Consider the following 18,710-nt stretch of genomic DNA (forward strand, 5'->3'; position numbering starts at 1 on the left):
CTCCCGGGAGGCAGGATGCAAGGGAGGCCGCTGGAAGGGTTGGACCGCCCGAGGCGGTCTCAATCTGAATTCATGTCCCGGGTTACCAGCAGGGCGACCGGAGTCGACAGACGATGCGCCTTTTCGACCCAGGCTTTGACCTTGGGAACGTCCTGCTCCTCGTGGAGATAGTCGAAAGGCAATCCCCAGGCCTGCAATGTGGGTTCGGTGAGCAGCGCCGCCGAATCCACGTCGGGACGGCTCAACAGATGCGGGTCGAGCTTGCCGGGTCGCGGCCCGACGCGTTCCAGCTTGGCATAACCCCGGAAGGTGATCAGGCAGAGGAGCGGGATCCTCATCCGCAGAACCGTGCCGCGAAAGCTGTCTCCGCTCTCCAGCAAGCCGGTGTTCTGAATCAGGACGGCCGGGACCCGGCCTCCCATCCAAAGCCCGGCTGCCATGGCGAAAGCCTCCCCTTCGCGGGTGACCAGGCGGATGACCGGCTCCCCGCCATCCTTCAGCAGGGAGAACAGGGCCGCCGAGCTGTTGTCGGGCAGCCCCACCAGGTCGGTGACTCCTGCCCTGCGAAGCGCCTCGACAATGGACCGGGCCTTGGCCATGACGCTATCTCAAAGCCAGGTCGAAGCAGGCCATTTCCTGGGAATTTCGTACCAGCAGCAGTCCTTCGGAGATGGCAGGGTGATTCCAGGTCCTGCCACGAATCGCGGAGAAGCGGGCCAGCTCCTGCTGCCGCTCGGGATCGGCCTTGACCAGCACCAGCTCGCCCGACTCGGTCAGAACGACAAGGTGGTCCCCGGCCAACAGAAGCTGTCCATGCCCGTACCGGCCACCCTTCCACCTGAGCTCGCCGGTCTCGGCCCGGATACAGGCCAGGATTCCTTCGTCCAGCCCGTAGATGAATCCGTCCTTCAGCACCGAGCAGGTGAACTTGTTCTTCATGCGGCGATTCTGCCACAGCGCGCTGGCCTCAAAACTTCCGGAAGTCCTTTTCACCTGCACCAGCGCCGCGCCGTGGCCGTAGCCCGCCGAGATAAAGACCCGACCCTGCCCCAACACAATCGGTTGGGCGACGTTGACGTCATAGTCGGTGATCCAGGGGAATTCCCAGAGGAGAGACCCATCCTCGCCCGAGAGGCCCATCATCCGCCTGGCGCTCACGATCAGAAGCTGGGGTTGTCCGGCAAGGGTCACCCACATGGGAGAGGTGTAGGCCTGCTTGTCACTCAGCGATTTCCACAACGCATTCCCCGTCTCTTTGTGGTAGGCAGCCACCGATCTGCCACGGGAGCCTCCCGGCAGGACAATCACCTTCTCACCCACGATCAGGGGCGAAGCGGACATGCCCCAGGTCAGGTTTTTGGCCCGACTGTCCCGCAGAATGTTCCGAGACCAGATCAAACGCCCCTCGGAGGCATCCAGGCAGTGCAGCTCTCCGGTGGCGCCCAGGGCGTAGATACGGCCTTCGTGCCAGGTGGGAGTGGCCCGAGGCCCGTCCCCGCCCAGGGACTCGTCGAAGAAGGCCTCCCAGGAATGGGTCCAGATCTCATCTCCCGTCCGTATATCGTAAGCCGCCACCACTTCCCGGGAGTCGCGCTGCTCGATGGTGAAGGCCCGCCCCTCAGCCAGCGCCAGGGAGGCGTATCCGCCGCCGACGGTCCGACGCCAGAGGGGCTTCAATCCCTGCTCGGGCCAACGGGTGAGGATGGGGGCTCCCCGATAGTGGCCGTCGCGCCTCGGCCCTCTGAAATCGGTCCATTCCTCGGCACTTGATGGGGCCGCCGATGCGGTGCCCGCAACCCCGGCAATGGCGGGAGGCAACGCGGCCCCGGATGGCCTGCTCCCACTGCCTCTCCAAAACGGGAGTACAGCCATGGAAGCCAGCACCCCGCACACCAGACCCCGCATCAGGCTCGAACGCATCCAGGCTCTCAGGATCATGTCGCCTCCTCGACTCATTTCCGCCGGCCCAGGCTGCCCTGAAGATACCCCATAGAATCCGTCAGGCCAACCGGAAAACAGCGGGGAAACCCCGGAAAACGGGATGCGGTTCGGCGAGCCCGATCCCGCCTCACCACGACGGGGAGGCACATTCGAAGTGAGAGAGCCGACCGCCAAGAGAGACGAACCACGAATGGAAACGAAGACCGATGGATCTCCTTTCGTGCGCCGGCGTCATGGGATGATGGCCCCCGGCAGCGCGGGCGTGCCGCCCGCAAAATTCCTGGCACAGCCTCTCCCATTTCCTCCACCGGGATCGACCGGCAACAGCGCCATGGCTCTGCTTCGGCTGGGCCGATGCGGTTCCCGCCGACAGAGTGGCTGGCTGCGGCATCGCGGGGAATCTGAGCGCCAACCGGCAGGAGAGGATGCGTGCGGGACGCCCGCGACGGAGCCGATCCATCGAGAAGGACCATTCATTCAACATCGATGCACAGGATCATCAAGCCGGGAGGTTGCTGAACGAGAGGCTGACTCCTGCGATGATCGCGTGCGGATTTCAGGTGGAACGCCTCATGCGTTTCGGCGAACCGAACCTCGAATTCAAACGTTTTGTCCCAAGCAACACGGATGCCCAGGACTACAAGCCGGCCGTTTCCAGAATGAATCCCGTGCATCCTGTGCATCGATGTGAGTCAAGTTTCTGCCAGTGCTCGAATTTGAACCGGTTTCCAGCCACCAGGCGCAGGCGGTTGTTTCAGCTCACCGTCTCGGCGATCACAAGCCCGGCAAAAAGCGGCTTCAGTCGGTAACGGTTGTAATAAACTGGCCGGACCCCGTGCGGATCGAAAAGAAAGGCCCGATCATGAACCTGGCATCTCGGATGTCTCCTCTCTTCCGGATCCTGCTGCTGGCCCTGGGAAGCCTGGTCTCCACCGGCTGTTCCCGCGACCCTCAACCCCCAGAGCCAACACGTCAAGCATCGCCCCGGCCCGGCGGGACCTATTCCGCCGCCGGGCACGGTGGCGGTTACATGCACAACTATTACCTCCCGCCGGCTCCTTCGGCCACGCCCTGGGCTCCTGCCTGGTCTCCGGACGGCAAGCAGATCGCCTTCAGCCTTAGCGGTTCCATCTGGCGGATTGACCTGGCCAGCTCGGATGCCTTCGAACTGACCTACGATGGGCACTATCACTCCTCCCCCGACTGGTCCCCCGACGGCAGGTGGATCGTCTACACCGCAGACCACGGAGGCCGCACCATTCAGCTTCAAATACTGAACCTGGAAACGGGAGAGTCCCATGCCCTGACCGACGACGCCTACCTCTACGCCGATCCGGTCTTTTCCCCCGACGGGGACCGGTTGGCCTACGTTTCCACCGAGCCCAGCGGGTACTTCAACATCTACGTGCGCCCCATCCGGGACGGACACTGGGCCGGACCGGCCACCGCCCTGACCCGAGACCACTCCTACGGGAAAAACCGCCTCTACTTCGGGGAATGGGACATGCACATTCAACCCGCCTGGGCTCCGGACGGGAGTGAGCTGCTCTTGCTATCCAACCGGGGCGTCCCGCTGGGATCGGGACACGTGTGGCGCATGCCGGCCGAGGTGCCGGGCATGGCCAGGGCCGAGCCCATCCTCGAGGAGCAGAGCCTCTACCGGACCCGTCCCCACGTCTCGCGCGATGGAAAGCGCTTCATCTATTCTTCCACCGGTGGCGCAGCCGACCAGTTCAGCCACCTCTACGTGCTCCCCATTACCGGCGGGGCGCCCTACAAGTTGACCTTCGGAGGCTACGACCACTTCCATCCCCGCTGGTCGCCGGACGGAGAGCGGATTGCCTACATCTCGAACCAGCCCCTGCTTTCAACCGGTTCCGGCTTGCCCCGGTTGTGGCTGATGGAGACTTACGGCGGCCGCAAGGAGAGGGTGGCGCCCAGGAAATACCACTGGAAACGTCCTATGGGTACACTCCGGGCGGAGGTGCGGGACCGGAGCACCGGTCGCAAGACGGCTGCCCGGATCTACGGGCGGGCGTCCGACGGAAAGCTCTATCCCCCCGGAGACAGCTACGCTCGGGTCAGCATCTCGGGAGAGCCTCTTTTCCATACGGGTGGGGAATTCGAGATGAGCCTGCCCCCGGGAAAAGTGACCCTGGAGGCGGTCAAGGGGTTGGAATACCGGCCGGCCCGGCAGGAAGTGGAGATCCGGGCGGGGGAGGTCTCCCGGGTCAGCCTGCTGCTGTCGCCGATGATCGATATGGCCGCCAAGGGATGGTACAGCGGATCCACCCACGTGCACATGAACTACGGCGGAAACCTGCGGAATACGCTGGAGAACCTGATGTTCCTGGCCAAAGCCGAGGATCAGGATGTGGTCTGCGAGCTGATCGCCAACAAGGACAACCGCATCCTGGACTGGGACGCCTTCGTTCCCAACCGGGTCGAACACCCGGTCTCCCAATCCGATCCCGACCTGGTGGTGATCGTGGGGGAGGAGTACCGCCCCCCCTTTCACGGCCACGTCTCGCTGCTGGGACTTCGAGACCATCTCATCTCACCCTTCACCACCGGCTATGAAGGCACTGCCATCGAAAGCCTCTACCCCAGCAACACCGACATGTTTCGCAAAGCCAGAGCTCAAGGGGCGCTGGTCGGCTATGTTCACGCCTATTCCGGCGAAACCGATCCTCTGGAAAGGGGCCTGACCCACGCCAGGACTTTTCCGGTGGACGCGGCCCTGGGCACGGTCGACACCCTGGAGTGGTCCTCGCCCAACTCGGCCACCCTGCGTGTCTGGCACCACACCCTGAACAACGACCTGGGCATCACGCCGGTTGGAGGCGAGGACGCCATTACCGACCTGCACCGATCCACCCTGCCCGGGGCCTTCAGGACCTACGCCTACCTGAAGGGCAAGCTGTCGGCGGAATCCTGGATCGAGTCGGTGCGACAGGGAAAAACCTTCATCAGCAGCGGTCCGCTGCTGGACTTCCGCATCGACGGCCGGATGCCGGGGGACCGGCTGGAACTGCCCCGGGAAGGCGGGACCGTCAACCTGGAGGCCACCGTCTGGTCTATCGCCCCCTTGGAAAGGGTGACCCTCTTTCGCAACGGTGAGGCGCTCAAGGAGTTCCCTCTCACCGAAGGGCAGGCCTCGGTCTCCATCAAGGAGGGGCTCGATGTCAGGGACAGCAGTTGGTTCAGCCTGACGGTCACCGGGCCCCGCCGTTCCCATCCCCTGGAGACCGGCTATCCCATGGCCGCTACCAATGTCATCCGGGTCTACGTTGGTGAGGGCAAGATTCGCAGCCGTCGCTCGGCGGAATATTTCATGCGATGGATCGACCGCCTCAAGCAGCAGGCCGAGGAGTGGCCGGATTGGAGATCATCCGAAGAGACAGCCCACGTTCTGGGGCAGTTCGATGAGGCCAGGCAGGTCTATGAACGTTTGGCCAGTGAGGCGGATGAGGAGTGAAGGAATCTTCCCCTTCAATTCCCGGCGGTGGCGGCAGCCGACCAGGCGGTAAGGTCTCCCACCCGGTAGGCGTCCACGAAGCTCTCGGCGGTCACCTGTGTTCTGAGGCTGGTCGTCTTGGATCCGAAAGCCATGAGGGCGGTCTGAAAGTTGCTGGTCCCCGGAATTTCCAGACACATTTCGATGATCCGCGGTTGGTCGAATTCCCAGGGCTCGGAGGAGTGCCGGGCCCCGGAAACAGCCAGATCGGGGGCGCTGCCTGCAAGCCTCCCATTGACGTCGAAGGTCCGGAATCGGAGCGTGGTGCCGGCGGGAGCGGCGCTTCCCGGCTGGGCGGTGACCGAGGCCAGGCTGACATTGCGCCCATTGCCGAATATGGCAGTCAGCACCCGGCAATCCCCGTCCCCTAGCCAGTCGCGGGGGGATTGGCCTGCTACCGACAGCAACTCCTCGATTTCACCGCTGTTCCGGTTCTCGATCAGGGAACGTCCCTGGACATGCAAGGAAGCGGCCGTGCAGGGAGAGCGTGCGTACACATAGACGGCCCCGGTCACCAGGTCTTGCGCTTCGGTGGTGGTCAGAGCCACGATCTCGGCGCCTTCCCTGGGAATGGTGGCCTGGAAGAGGTTCCGGTCCATGGGCTGGCCGTTGAACGACACCGCCGGACCCTCTGAAGTGCCCTGGTGAAACAGCAGGGCGACCTCGCAGGCGCTGGGGTTGGGATCGCTGTTGGCGATGACCACTTCGGTAGTGGCGGTGCTTTCCCCCTGGGTGCCCAGGTAGACCTGGGGCAGGTTGGCCACGGTGGCGCAGGGCAAGCCGTCCCACAGGGAAAGGCAGAAGGGGTCCTCGACCGCCAGTTGGAACTGTCCCGTGCTGCTGAGCCCCTGGTTGCACCAACCGGTGTAGGTGCCGCCCGTGGCCGAAGTGAAGTGGAGGAGGGTGCTGCAGGTCTCCTGACCGGGACTGGCGGAGGTTGTGGTCAGAATTGCCGTGTCGGGGCCCGTCCTGCGGTAGGTATAACTCCCTGAATTGTCCAGGGGAAGATCCTCCGACAGGGTCCTGGTGGCGTTGAATTCCCTCTCGTTCCGGAAGAGCAGCGTGAGGCCCTCGGGGTTTCCTTCCGAGCTGAATCCGTCAAGCTTGAACTGGGTCCCCTTCAACTCCTCCGGCGCCAAACCCGGCTGTCGAACCTCGCCTTGCGCCGCATCGGCGGTACCTGCCAGCGCCAGCAGCAATGCACCCAACCAGCAATGGAGGCCCGACCTCCCCGCGCCGCGGGCCGGCCGAGGCGAACTTGCCGGCGCCCCCTTGGGGACCGGACGAGAGAAAAGCACGCGCAGCCTGCTGCTGTCGAACATGGTGAATTCCCGGAAGTTCCCGGCTTCGAGCCTGAATGTCGGCGTTACTCTTGACACGCCAGTATACCCCAGGCGAAAACGGCCCGACAAGCACCGGTTGCCCGTATCGACAGTTCCACTTTTCCTCCCAGGTGTTTCCGGATACAATGGCCCTCCGATCAAGACTGGAGGTGCTCCCGCGATGCTAGAGTGCGTGGTTCAGGAACAGGAAATTCCCCAGGATATTGTTGGCGAGCTGAGCGACAGCTCCTCCTGCCTGGACGATCCCAGCGAGTTGCAGCGGCGGCTCCGCAACGACGGATACCTGCTGCTGAGACAGGCTCTGGACTACGAGCAGGTGATGGCCGCGCGCCGGGAGACCCTGGAAGCCCTGGTGGAGGTCGGCGAGATCCACCCTCCGGCCATCGAGGGCATCTTTACCGGGACCAGCCGTAGACAGGAGCGGCCGGAGGGTCTGGGCGCCTTCTGGAAGGCGGTCAGCGAAGGCCCGGGAATTCGGGGGCTGACCCATGGCGGGGAGCTTCGCGGAATCATGGACCAGGTGCTGGGGCAGCCCAGCAGACCTCACGACTACATCTTTCTGCGGGTGGCCGTCCCCGGACGCTCCACCGGCCTCCACTACGACCATCCTTTCTTTGCCAGGGGCTCCCAGCGAATTCACACCGTGTGGCTGGCCCTGGGCGAGGTGACCATCGAGGAAGGCCCGCTGGTGGTGGTCGAGGGTTCCAACCGGTTCACGGACCTGATCGAGAGAGCCAGCGCCATCGACTACAACTCCACTTCTTCGCCCAGAGTGATGGTGGACCCACACCCGGTGGAGCTGGCCCGGGAGCGCCGGACCAGGCTCCTGACCGCCGACTTTGGCCCGGGGGACCTGGTTGTCTTCGGCATGCATACCCTGCACGGATCCCTGGACAATCGGTCGCGGGCCGGACGGGTGCGGCTCTCCTGTGACATTCGCTTTCAGCCGGCCGCCGATCCCCTGGACGACCGCTACTTCGGTCCCGACCCCAAGGGGACCACCGGCATCGGTTACGGCGAGTTGAACAGCGCCAAACCCCTGACCTTGCCCTGGCACATGCGCTGAAACCGCCCCCATGCCACTGGCGGCAGCCCATGCAAGACACCATGAGCGTCCCCTTCCCTTTCCCAAGATGCGCTTCCGCCCTGCTCCTGCTGGCCACTTGTCTGGTCACTTCGAGCTGGGCCGAGGACTGGCCCGAATGGCGGGGCAAGGGACGGTTGGGCGTCTGGCTCGAAGATGGCATTCTGGAGCGATTTCCCCCGTCGGGCCTGCAAGTGCAATGGCGGGAGTCCCTGGGTAGCGGCTACGCCGGGCCCGCCGTGGCCGAGGGGCGCGTCTTCGTGCTGGATTTTCTGGCGGAAACCGCCCGCCAGGGAACCGAACGCGTGTTGGCGCTGGACGAGAAGAGCGGCCGCCAACTCTGGAGCCGCTCCTGGAAGGCGGACTACACCGGGCTTTCGGGAAGCTATGCCATCGGGCCCCGGGCCACACCCACCGTGGACGGCAGTCGAGTCTATGTCCTGGGAGCCAAGGGCGCGCTCTATTGCCTCCGCACCGACAACGGCGAGATCGTGTGGCAAAAGGACTTCGTGCGGGATTATGGAACCGAGGTCCCCGTCTGGGGCATGGTGGGAGCTCCCCTGGTGGACGGGCCTCGCCTGATCGCCGTGGTGGGCGGGCAGGACGGAGCCAAGGTGGTGGCCTTCGACAAGAAGAACGGCCGGGAGCTCTGGCGAGCGCTGCCTTCGGACTCGGAACCCGGGTACGCCCCCCCGATCCTCATCTCGGCCGGCGGACGCCGGCAACTGATCCTCTGGCACCCCAAGGCGGTGAGCGCGCTCGATCCCGCGACGGGCGAGGTCCTCTGGCAACAACCCTTTCGGTCCGACAAGGGGCTGTCGGTGGCCACCCCCGTGTTCAGCGGCTCGCGACTCCTGGTCAGCGCTTTCGTGAACGGGTCCATGATGCTGGAGCTGGACCGCCAGCCCCCGGCAGCCCGACTGCTCTGGCGAGGCAAGAGCGACAGCGAAATCGACACCGACACGCTCCACTCCCTCATCAGCACGCCGGTGATCGACGGGGACACCCTTTATGGGGTTTGCAGCTACGGACACCTCAGGGGGCTGAGCGCCAGCACCGGCAAGCGGCTGTGGGAAACACTGGAGGTGACGGGGGAAAAGGCGCGCTGGGCCACGGCCTTTCTGGTTCGCCACCAGGATCGATACTTCATCTCCAACGACCGGGGCGAGCTGATCATCGCCAGGCTGTCGCCTTCAGGCTACCGTGAGATCGACCGGACCCACCTGATCGCTCCCACCTCCCGCGGGGGAATCGGCCGGCGCCAGGCCGGCGCCGTCAACTGGTCCCACCCTGCCTACGCCAACCGCCACATCTTCGCCCGCAACGACCGGGAGATCCTTCGCGCCTCCCTGGCACGGACCGCCGCGGCGGCGGAGTGAACTGTCAGATCATCAATTTTGGTCGTTCTTGGTGCCCCTTCGTCGTTCTTCGTTTCCCTTGGTGGAAATCTCCTTTGTCTCGGCGTGGGTCCGCTTGGCGGATCTTGCTGTCCTCCGGACGGCCTTACCACTTCCAGGTTTCACGGACGGCCGGGTTGGCCACCGCCGCGGCCGGCCACCCCCCGCGATAGAGCTCCACGATGTTCCGGGCCGCATCCACGGCCATGGCCTCCACCGATCGGGTGTCGATGCCGGCCGTGTGATCGCTGACCAGGACGTTGTCGAGTTCCAGCAAGGGATGGTCCCCCTGGATGGGCTCCTGCACGAAAACGTCCAGTCCGGCCCCGCCCAGGTGGCCGCTCTTCAATGCATCCACCAGGTCCTCCTCTACCACCAGCCCGCCGCGGGAGGTGTTGACCAGAAGGGCTCCCGGCTTCATCCGCGAAAGGGTCCGGCGGTTGATCAGCCCGCGGGTCTCTTCGGTCAGGGGTACGTGCAGCGTCACGTAGTCGGAACGGGCCAGCAAGGTGTCCAGGTCGACCAGCTCAATTCCGTGCCTTTGAGCGAACTCCCGATCCGGATAGGCTTCGTGGGCCAGCAGCCGCATGCGGAAGGCCTCGGCTCTCACGGCCACGCTCCGCCCGATGCGTCCCAGCCCAACCAGGCCCAGGGTCTTTTCCCGAAGCGGCAGCGAGCACCTTCGCTCCCAGAGGCCCCGGTGGATTTCGTCGTTCCTCTGCACCAGAAAACGGCTCACCGCCAGCAGCAGCGCCACCGCATGCTCGGCCACCGCCTCGTGATTGGCCGAGGGGGTGATGGCGACGACCGCGTTGCTGCCGGTCACCGCCTCCAGATCGACGCGGTCGACCCCCACTCCCCAGCGGGAGATCACTCTCAGATCGGGCAGGGCGGCCATCACCCGCCGGCTGTAGGGCTCTCCACCGGCAATAGTGGCCGAGATCCCCTGCAGCACGCGGATGTTTTCCTCCTCGTCGGTGATGTCCGGCCTGGGAGGGAAACGGACCTCCAGCCCGGCCTCGCGCAGCAGTTTCACATGGGGGCCGTTGGGGTCTTGCAGAAACTGGATGAAGATCATGACGCTGGGCACAGGGTAACCTCCTGGAATTGAAGCAACTGGCGGATTTCCGTATTATGGCACGGTGCGCTCGACCGGGAACGAAAACTGGTTTCCGAGGCGACACCGGCCTTGCGCTGCCCCGGACGCCGTCAAATAAACCCCGTTGGGGTGCTGACGTCAAGCCATAGCGGCGGCGCTGAAGGGCTGGAGCACAACGAGCCAACCAAGATTCGACCTGGAGGAACCCCACCCTTGAACACCGACCTCGAGATCGCCCGCCGAGCCACGCTGAGAAACGTGGTGGACCTGGCCAGGGAACAGTTGGGGATTCCCGAGGACCAACTGGAACCCTACGGCCACTACAAGGCCAAGCTGTCGCCGAACGCCCTGGACTCCGGTTCGCGCGACCGGAAGAAGGGAAAGCTCATCCTGGTGACGGCCATTTCCCCCACGCCGGCGGGAGAAGGCAAGACCACCACAGTGGTGGGGCTGGGTGACGCGCTCAACCGCCTGGGCAAGAAGGCCTTGATCTGCCTGCGCGAGCCCTCCCTGGGACCCTGTTTCGGCATGAAGGGGGGCGCCGCCGGGGGCGGGATGGCCCAGGTGGTTCCCATGGAAGACATCAACCTGCACTTTACGGGCGACTTTCACGCCCTGGGCCTGGCGCACAATCTCCTGGCCGCCATGCTGGACAACCACATCCACCAGGGGAACCGCCTTGACCTGGATCTTCGCCGCCTGACCTGGAATCGGGTGGTGGACCTCAACGACCGCGCCCTGCGTCGCATCGTCCTGGGTCTGGGAGGGGTGGGCAACAGCTACCCCAGGGAAGGCGGCTTTGAAATCGTGGCGGCCTCGGAAGTGATGGCCATTCTCTGCCTCTCCCGTTCACTGCAGGAGCTCAAGCAGCGGTTGGGCAACATCACCGTCGGCTACACCCATGCCAGGAAACCCATCCGAGCCGCCGACCTGAACGCCCATGGAGCCATGGCCGTGCTGCTCAAGGAGGCCCTCAAACCCAACCTGGTGCAGACGCTGGAAAACAACCTGGCCCTGGTGCACGGCGGGCCCTTCGCCAATATCGCCCACGGCTGCAACTCGGTGATCGCTACCCTCACCGGTTTGGGGCTGGCCGACTACCTGGTGACCGAGGCCGGATTCGGAGCCGATCTGGGCGCCGAGAAATTCGTGGACATCAAGTGCCGCAAGGCCGGACTCCGCCCCGACCTGGTGGTGCTGGTGGCCACCCTGCGCGCCCTCAAGTTTCACGGGGGAGCCGACAAGACCGCCTTGGACCGGGAAGACCTGGAGAGCCTGGAAAAAGGAATTCCCAACCTGGAACGGCACCTGAACAACATCCGCAACCACTACGGTCTTCCCTGCGTGGTGGCCATCAATCGATTCACCCACGACACCCCGGCGGAGATCGCACTCCTCAAGAACCGCATGGACCACCACTCGGTGCCGGTGGTGGCTTGTGACCACTGGGCCCGGGGCAGCCAGGGATCCCTGGATTTGGCGCAAACGGTAGTGGAAACCATCGCCACCACTCGCGCCAATTTCAGATTCGTCTACGACGAGCAGGATTCTCTCTGGGAAAAGATCACCAAGGTGGCCACCCGAATCTACGGCGCCTCCGAGGTGGTCGCCGACACCCGGATACGGGCCAGGATCCGGCGCTACCAGAAGGAAGGATTCGGGCACTTTCCGGTCTGCATCGCCAAGACCCAGTACTCCTTCTCCACCGACCCGCTGCTGAGAGGCGCCCCCAGCGGACACGTCCTGCCGGTCAAGGATGTGCGCCTGGCGACCGGAGCTGAATTCCTGGTGGTGATTTGCGGTGACATTCTGACCATGCCGGGTCTGCCCAGACAGCCCGCCGCCAACCAGATCGATCTGGATGAGGAAGGAAAGGTAGTGGGGCTCTTCTAGAACGACCCCCCATGCCGGGTTGGTCCGGCCGGGGTCGTCGCGCCGGTTTCAGCTCACAACGCCTTGAGGCTGTCGACTCCCCTGTAGCGCGATCCGTAGAAGACCAGAGGCGGCCGGGATTCGTCCAGGTTCAGGCCGACCACCTCCCCCAGGAAAAGCGTGTGGGTTCCGCCGTCGTAGGCCCGGGCCACCCGGCAGTCCAGGTACCCCTGGGTCCCCTCCAGGATCGGTGCTCCGGTAACCCCCGTGGTCCACTCGATGCCCTCGAAGCGGTCGTCGTCCTTGTCCCGGTGACGTCCGGCAAAGCGATCGGAGATCATGGTCTGATCTTCGCTCAATATATTGACGGCAAAGAGCCGGCTGCGGTCGATGAGGGGCCAGGAGCGGGCGTCCTTGGCCACGCTCACCATGACCGTGCAGGGGTTCAGCGAGATGGAGCAGAAGGCGTTGCAGGTGAGCCCGTGGACTTCCTGGCCCGACCGGGTGGTGACCACGGTGACACCGGTGGCGAAGCGGGACATGATTCTGCGAAATTGAGAGGAGTCGATGGGTGTTTGCATGGATATCCCTTTATTGATGGCTGGTTTACAGCGGTGTCTGGATGCACAACCGCATGGCGGGGGTCACTTCCTCGTAGATGGCCAGCATGGATTCCACCAGGTCGGTTCCGGAAGTTCCCCGGACGGTATCCTCGTCCATGGGGAAATAGAGCAGGAACCCGGCCCAGGCGTCTCCCGGGGCCTGCTCCAGGCCGGCCCGCAGCCGGGACGCCGGGGGTAGGTTCGACTTGCAGTAGCGAAACAGGTCAGAGCGCCAACCGCCGGCCTGCACCCGGAAACCCTCCCGCAACACCAGCCGCTTCAGTTCCCTTTCCATGCCCCCCCTGGGCTTCAGCGCCCGCATCAGCCGGTGCCAATCCCAGTCGTCCCTCAATCGGAAGCGTTCCTGTCCGGGGGGAGCCTCCAGCAAGCCCCGCTCCACCTGCAGCCCGCACTTGAAGCGCCCCTCATCGGTATCGACCATGAGGAAAAACTTGGCGCACCCGAAGCTGACCTTGGAGGAGAGGGGCTTGGCGGCCCGATTGGCCTTGGCCAGGAACCCGATCCACTGCCAGTAGACCCCGCGGCCCCAGCGCTCGGTGACGAAGGGCTGCCGGTACCTAGCCTCCAGGGCGACCTTCAGAATGCGGGTGATGCGTTCGTCGTCATCCAGATTTCCGACACGAATTCCGCGGCGAAAGTCCAGGAACTCCGGACGGAATCGAGTGTGCTGAGGGGAGAACCCCTCCGAGCGAGGCGATGGACGGACCATGTCTTCCTCACTCCCTGCTGTCACTTCATCCCCACGGTGCGGCCGAAGCTGTCCTGGTAGATCAGCGGGTCCACCCGAGCGTCGATGAGCGTCGGGCAGCCGGCGGTCATGGCGGCTCCCAGTTCGCGCTCGAAGTCCTCGGGCGTGTCCACGGTGGCCGCCTTCAGTCCGCAGGCCCTGGCCACCTCGGCAAACTGCACCGGATGCAGATCCAGACCATAGTCGGGCAGGCTGCGAATTTTCTGGCGGGCTTTCATGGTCCCCAGGGCCTGATCGTTCACGATCACCAGCGGCACGGTGCCCCCCGTGCGTGCCAGCACTTCCAGCTCTCCCAGGCGCATCAGGAGACTGCCGTCGGCTCCCAGACCGATCATGGGCGTATCGGGATCGGCCAGGCGGGCGCCGCAGATGGCCGGCAGGGTCAGTCCCATGGTGCGCCCCCCTGACGTCCCGTAGTAGGTGCCCGGCTGGTCGGCCAGCCAGAGATGCTCCAGCATGCAGATAAAGACTCCCGTCTCGGAAATGAGGATTCCATCCGTAGGCAGCACGCTTCGGCAGATCTCGATAATGTCCTGGGCAGCCAGCCTGGCCCGACCGGGCCGCTTGAAGGCGGGAAGTACCTCCTGGCGCAGCGCCTGGACCTCGCGGCCGTGGAAGCCCGCGCGGGCCTGGGGCGCCAGTGCCGGCAGCACGCTCTTGAGGTTGCCGTTGACCCGGGCCCCGGGTTGCTGGGAAAGGGATCGATACTCAGGGGAGCTGAGCACTTCCGCCGTGGGCAAGCCGCACTTCCAGGGCCCGTGGGTCATGAGGGCGTCCACGCCCAGCAGCAGCACTCCATCCGCATTCTCAAAAGCTCTGGACTCGATGATTCCCGGAGAGTAGATCCCCACGAAGACCCCGGCCCAGCGATCATGCGATTCGGGAAAGACGCCGCGGGCTTCCATGGTCACCAGGACGGCGGCTCCCAGGTTCTCCGCCAGGGAGAGCAGTTCCCCGGTGGCATCGTCCCGCACCACGTCGGCTCCGGCAATGATCAGAGGCTTGCGCCACTTGGAAAGCAACTCCCTGCAGGCCGTGATTTCATGCTCCGGCGCGGAGGCTGCCGCAGTGCGCGCCCGCGGGGGAAGCGGTGGACCGCACTCCGCACTGCCCAGGTCGGCGGGAAAGTTGAGCAGAGCCGGACCCGGCCGGCCCTCGGTGGCGCGGTAGCTGGCCTCCTGAACCGCCAGCGGCGCATTCTCCGTCGAAAGCGTCTCCCGATAGCGTTCAATTCCGCTGAAGAGGCTCAACTGGTCGCAGTGCTGGACCATCTCGTAGCCGGCGGTGGCCGGAGGACAGGTTTCGCAGACCGCCACCATGGGGGCCCGTTCGAAGTGAATGTTGGCGGCGCCGCCCACCAGGTTGGCGGCCCCCACCCCTCGAATGGTCAGGGCCAGCCCGGCCGTATCCTTCATCAGGCCGTAATAGGCGGCCATGATGGCGGCCGAGGACTCGTGGTTCACGCTGACGAAATCCACGCCCAGCTTGCGGCCGGCCTCCATCAGGTCCAAGGGACTGCCGCCCCCGGGAATGCCAAAGAAATGGCGCAGGTTGCGGGCTCGTGCATCCTCCATGATCAGTTCGGCAATGGTCATTGTCCAATCCTCGGTCGGTGAAGGGTTCAGTCAGCCGTCGGACCATCCGTAGGGTCAGGCATTTGTCTCATTTTTGCGGATCTTTGTAAAGGGCGCCGGTCCGCCGCCGGCTGGAAGGATTTCGCGAGGATCGCCGGCCTTGCCGCCTGCGCTGAAACCGAGGGTTACCCGGGAACGTCAAAAAGAATTATCCACGGGGTCTTTCGCAGAATTGGGCAGTGGGACGTTTACCGGGATTGGCCACAAAAGGCACAAAAACACAACTTGCGGCTTTTGTGCCTTTTGTGGTTAGACAGTATTTTTCGCCGGTTCGCGCCCGATAATTGATAAAGGCAGAACCTCAGGTTTGCCGGCAAGATAACCTGCCCGGCGCCTCTTGACCCCTTTCCGCCAAATGCCATAGCATCCCTCCAACTCAAGACCGGATGAAGCCCAAAGAAAGAAGCGTGAATCCATGAGACCGTTGCTGAGCATTGTCATCCTGATCTTCCTCTGTTGGCCCGGCGGGGTCTCCGGGGGCGAGTCCCACCAGGCCTGGCTGCACCATACCGAATTCGCGGACTTCGCCGGCGGAACGCTCGAGGACGGCGGGGCCAACCTCTATGTCACCCGCTCGGGCTCGGTGCGCATGATCCACACCCTGGACCTGAACAATGACGGCTACCTCGACATCTTCGTGGCCCAGGACCACAACCAGCTGGAGAACGAAGACCTCCTGATCTACTGGGGGACCCCACAGGGCCCGCGGTCGATTCTGCCGCCCCTGCCCGACCAGCAGCCGCTGGGCAAGCTCTTGCGGGAGATTCGCGCCCGGGACGGCGGCGTCACCCGGCTCCCCACCGATGGAGGAGGCCCCTCGCTGCTGGCCGACCTCAACGGGGACGGCTACCTGGAGATCGTCTTCTGCAACTTCATCCACAACTACTCGGTCCACATGCAGGCCCTGATCTACTGGGGAAGCCCCGAGGGGTATGGGCCGGAGCGGCGGACGGAGCTGCCCACCCTGATGGCCTCCGACGTAGAGGCCGCCGACCTCAACCGGGACGGCACCCTGGACTTGGTCTTCGCCAACAACGGCACCGAGGGGGGTGAGCGCTTTGGACACGCCCACCACCTGGAATCCTACATCTACTGGAACGGACCGACCGGGTTCTCCACCGAGCGCCGAAGCTCCATCCCCAGCATCAGCGCCGTGGACTGCGAAGCGGGAGACCTGAACGGCGACGGCTACCCGGAACTGGTTTTCCTCAACAACAACACCAAGGAGAAGAGCCTCTACCTCTACTGGGGAGGCGCCGAGGGTTTTTCGGAGTCACGCCGCCAGGTCCACCAGTGGGGCGATCTCCTGGGGGCCGAACTGGCCGACCTGAACGGGGATGGGTCCCTCGACCTGGCGGTGACCCACCGGGACAACCGGGCCGAAGTCCGCCGGGGCAACGCAGAGGGTTTCGAGGAAGAGCCCTGGCGCCAATACCCCACCCGGGAGGCAACCACCCTGGGCGTGACCGACTTCAACCGGGACGGATTTGCCGACCTGGTCTTCCCCAACCGAAAGGGGGAGTTCTCCTACATCTATTGGGGGAGCGCTGACGGCCCCTCCACCGAGGGAATGCTGAAGCTTCCCACCCTGCATGCGGCGGCGGCCGCCTTCCGGGACTTCAACGGCGACGGGTGGGTGGACCTGGCCTTTGCCAACGAACAGGACGGCCGCAGCTATGACGTCAACTCCTACATCTACTGGAACGGTCCCGAGGGCTTCGACCCCGCCTATCGTCTGGAGCTGCAGGGTTTCGGCGCGGTCAGCCTTCAGGCCGACGACCTGAACCTCGACGGTCATGCCGACCTGGTCCTGGTCAACCGCAACTCCGGCAGCGAGGCCTCCATCCCCACCCTGATCTACTGGGGCAACCCCAACCACCACTACTCGCAGGCCTCCCTGTCCACGCTTCCCTTCTCCATGTCGGCGCCGGCCATCGCCGACCTGGACCAGGACGGTTGGGTGGACGTGGCCTTTCCCACCGGCCGGATCTATTGGGGAGGACACCAGGGTTACAGCCAGGGGCACAGCCAGGATCTGTCCGTCCCCTCGGGATACGGCGCGGCCACCGCCGACCTGAATCGGGACGGCTATCTGGACCTGGTGATTTCCGCCGGCACGGCCTACGGGGAACCCAAGCCGAAGGGCATTATCCTGTGGGGAGGCCAGGCCGGCTACGACTGGTCAAAGCGAAGCGAGCTGAAGCTCAACACCCTGATCAGCCAGAGCCCTACCATCGCCGACCTCAACAAGGATGGCGCCCTGGACCTGGTCTTCTGCGACGTGGACGGTCCTCGAGTGGAGATCTTCTGGGGGACGGACCAGGGAACCTTCAACCCGAGTCATCACTCCGCGCTCCGGGTCCAGCCTTCCTCCACGGTGGAAGTCGCCGACCTGAATGCCGACGGCTGGCTGGACATGATCGTGGGCGGCGGCTGGGACTCCGAGCAGTTCGGACGGCCCACCCGGCACATTTCGATCCTGTGGGGAAGCCGGGAGGGCTATTCCGAGGAGCGGATGCTGCGCCTGGAGGGCTACGACCCCCTGGAACACGCGGTGGCCGACCTCAACCGGGACGGGTTCCTGGACATCGTCACCAGCAACTATCACGCCTACTTCACCCGCAGCATCCCCGCCTTCATCTACTGGGGCTCGGCAGAGGGAAGCTACAGCGAGTCCCGCCGCAGCCACCTGCCCGCCGAGTCCTCGGGAGCCCTGACGGTAGCCGACCTCAACCAGGACGGGTGGTACGACATCGTGGTCTTCAACCACCTGGACCAGGGCGACCACGGCGCCGGGGCCTACATCTACTGGGGCGGCCCCCAGGGCTACTCCGCCGACCGGCGCCACTGGATCCAGACCTTCGGCCCCCACTTCGGCGCCCGCAAGGATATCGGAAACATCTATGACCGCAAGCTGCGGGAGTCCTACCGTTCGGCCGCCATTCGATTGCCGGAGGGCAAGCAGGCCGGACGCCTTCGTTGGGAGGCATCCACTCCCCACGGAACCGGGGTCCTGCTGCAGGTTCGCAGCGCCGCCTCCGAAGCGGGGCTGACGGAGGCCGCCTGGACCGGGTCCGAGGGAGAGGGAGACCACTTCAAGGATTCGGGAGCCGCCCTGAACCTGCCCGCCACCCACCGCTGGCTCCAATACCGCGCCACCCTCACCACCCCCAACGGGGGCAGCACTCCGGTGCTGGAAGCCGTGCATATCGACGTGCGTGGGGAGTGAGCTCAGCCGGCCTCCGTACCCGACGACGGGGCGGATCATGCGGGGGTGAGACAGGGGCCTCTTACGAGCCTCGGAGACTTGGCCCCCCTCATGCTCGACTGCGGGCTGGATCTCCTATCTGGCGATCTCACCAATTCCGTCCCCCCCACCGGTTCGACTGCGGGCGGAGCCCTTGTCTCACCGACTCCTGTACCGTTCTGAGAAGGACCTTTGGCGGATAATC

The 18,710-nt window shown here is 64.7% G+C and carries 12 protein-coding genes; 5 read left to right on the top strand and 7 right to left on the bottom strand.

What is annotated here, in order from left to right:
- Window positions 1–59: 59 nt before the first annotated feature.
- Complete coding sequence (locus OXI69_05945; protein MDE2665673.1) at window positions 60–599, bottom strand: hypothetical protein; 540 nt, start codon at window positions 597–599, stop codon at window positions 60–62.
- 4 nt (window positions 600–603) lie between these two features.
- On the bottom strand, window positions 604–1,938 hold the full coding sequence (locus tag OXI69_05950; protein ID MDE2665674.1) for a PQQ-like beta-propeller repeat protein: 1,335 nt from the start codon (window positions 1,936–1,938) through the stop codon (window positions 604–606).
- Between the two features lie 865 nt (window positions 1,939–2,803).
- On the opposite strand from OXI69_05950, the gene OXI69_05955 reads away from it, so the two are divergent.
- Window positions 2,804–5,419: a CehA/McbA family metallohydrolase gene (locus OXI69_05955; GenBank protein ID MDE2665675.1), complete on the top strand. Its 2,616-nt coding sequence runs from the start codon at window positions 2,804–2,806 to the stop codon at window positions 5,417–5,419.
- A gap of 14 nt (window positions 5,420–5,433) precedes the next feature.
- Here the strand turns inward: OXI69_05955 and OXI69_05960 are convergent, their stop codons facing one another.
- Window positions 5,434–6,780 (bottom strand): hypothetical protein, encoded by a 1,347-nt coding sequence (locus OXI69_05960; protein ID MDE2665676.1) that lies wholly within the window; start codon window positions 6,778–6,780, stop codon window positions 5,434–5,436.
- Between the two features lie 181 nt (window positions 6,781–6,961).
- Here OXI69_05960 and OXI69_05965 point away from each other — a divergent pair, with 181 nt between their 5' ends.
- On the top strand, window positions 6,962–7,867 hold the full coding sequence (locus OXI69_05965; protein MDE2665677.1) for a phytanoyl-CoA dioxygenase family protein: 906 nt from the start codon (window positions 6,962–6,964) through the stop codon (window positions 7,865–7,867).
- 29 nt (window positions 7,868–7,896) lie between these two features.
- Complete coding sequence (locus OXI69_05970; GenBank protein MDE2665678.1) at window positions 7,897–9,264, top strand: PQQ-like beta-propeller repeat protein; 1,368 nt, start codon at window positions 7,897–7,899, stop codon at window positions 9,262–9,264.
- 124 nt (window positions 9,265–9,388) lie between these two features.
- On the opposite strand, the gene OXI69_05975 is transcribed toward OXI69_05970, so the two are convergent.
- Window positions 9,389–10,372: a phosphoglycerate dehydrogenase gene (locus OXI69_05975; protein MDE2665679.1), complete on the bottom strand. Its 984-nt coding sequence runs from the start codon at window positions 10,370–10,372 to the stop codon at window positions 9,389–9,391.
- Window positions 10,373–10,594: 222 nt separating this feature from the next.
- Between OXI69_05975 and OXI69_05980 the strand changes: the two genes are divergently transcribed.
- A complete protein-coding gene (locus tag OXI69_05980; GenBank protein ID MDE2665680.1) occupies window positions 10,595–12,274 on the top strand; it encodes a formate--tetrahydrofolate ligase in 1,680 nt (559 codons plus the stop codon).
- A 53-nt stretch (window positions 12,275–12,327) separates the two neighbouring features.
- Here OXI69_05980 and OXI69_05985 read toward each other — a convergent pair whose 3' ends face one another.
- The 3 genes from OXI69_05985 to OXI69_05995 are packed head-to-tail and all read right to left on the bottom strand — an operon-like array spanning window position 12,328 to window position 15,219.
- The gene (locus OXI69_05985; GenBank protein ID MDE2665681.1) at window positions 12,328–12,834 is read right to left on the bottom strand and encodes a flavin reductase family protein; all 507 of its coding nucleotides are present in this window, start codon (window positions 12,832–12,834) and stop codon (window positions 12,328–12,330) included.
- A 25-nt stretch (window positions 12,835–12,859) separates the two neighbouring features.
- Window positions 12,860–13,585, bottom strand: a complete 726-nt coding sequence (locus tag OXI69_05990) for a hypothetical protein (protein MDE2665682.1) — start codon at window positions 13,583–13,585, stop codon at window positions 12,860–12,862.
- Between the two features lie 20 nt (window positions 13,586–13,605).
- Entirely contained in the window at window positions 13,606–15,219 is a 1,614-nt protein-coding gene (locus tag OXI69_05995) for a thiamine pyrophosphate-binding protein (GenBank protein ID MDE2665683.1), read from the bottom strand.
- Window positions 15,220–15,673: 454 nt separating this feature from the next.
- Here OXI69_05995 and OXI69_06000 point away from each other — a divergent pair, with 454 nt between their 5' ends.
- Complete coding sequence (locus tag OXI69_06000; protein ID MDE2665684.1) at window positions 15,674–18,487, top strand: VCBS repeat-containing protein; 2,814 nt, start codon at window positions 15,674–15,676, stop codon at window positions 18,485–18,487.
- Window positions 18,488–18,710 lie beyond the last annotated feature (223 nt).

The organism is Acidobacteriota bacterium, from assembly GCA_028875575.1.
In the GTDB taxonomy this organism is placed as follows: domain Bacteria; phylum Acidobacteriota; class Terriglobia; order Versatilivoradales; family Versatilivoraceae; genus Versatilivorator.

Excerpts from the sequence above, each read along its gene's own strand:
- OXI69_05945 (MDE2665673.1), bottom strand. The coding sequence starts at position 599 with ATGGCCAAGGCCCGGTCCATTGTCGAGGCGCTTCGCAGGGCAGGAGTC.
- OXI69_05950 (MDE2665674.1), bottom strand. The coding sequence starts at position 1,938 with ATGATCCTGAGAGCCTGGATGCGTTCGAGCCTGATGCGGGGTCTGGTG.
- OXI69_05955 (MDE2665675.1), top strand. The coding sequence starts at position 2,804 with ATGAACCTGGCATCTCGGATGTCTCCTCTCTTCCGGATCCTGCTGCTG.
- OXI69_05960 (MDE2665676.1), bottom strand. The coding sequence starts at position 6,780 with ATGTTCGACAGCAGCAGGCTGCGCGTGCTTTTCTCTCGTCCGGTCCCC.
- OXI69_05965 (MDE2665677.1), top strand. The coding sequence starts at position 6,962 with ATGCTAGAGTGCGTGGTTCAGGAACAGGAAATTCCCCAGGATATTGTT.
- OXI69_05970 (MDE2665678.1), top strand. The coding sequence starts at position 7,897 with ATGCAAGACACCATGAGCGTCCCCTTCCCTTTCCCAAGATGCGCTTCC.
- OXI69_05985 (MDE2665681.1), bottom strand. The coding sequence starts at position 12,834 with ATGCAAACACCCATCGACTCCTCTCAATTTCGCAGAATCATGTCCCGC.
- OXI69_05990 (MDE2665682.1), bottom strand. The coding sequence starts at position 13,585 with ATGGTCCGTCCATCGCCTCGCTCGGAGGGGTTCTCCCCTCAGCACACT.
- OXI69_05995 (MDE2665683.1), bottom strand. The coding sequence starts at position 15,219 with ATGACCATTGCCGAACTGATCATGGAGGATGCACGAGCCCGCAACCTG.
- OXI69_06000 (MDE2665684.1), top strand. The coding sequence starts at position 15,674 with ATGAGACCGTTGCTGAGCATTGTCATCCTGATCTTCCTCTGTTGGCCC.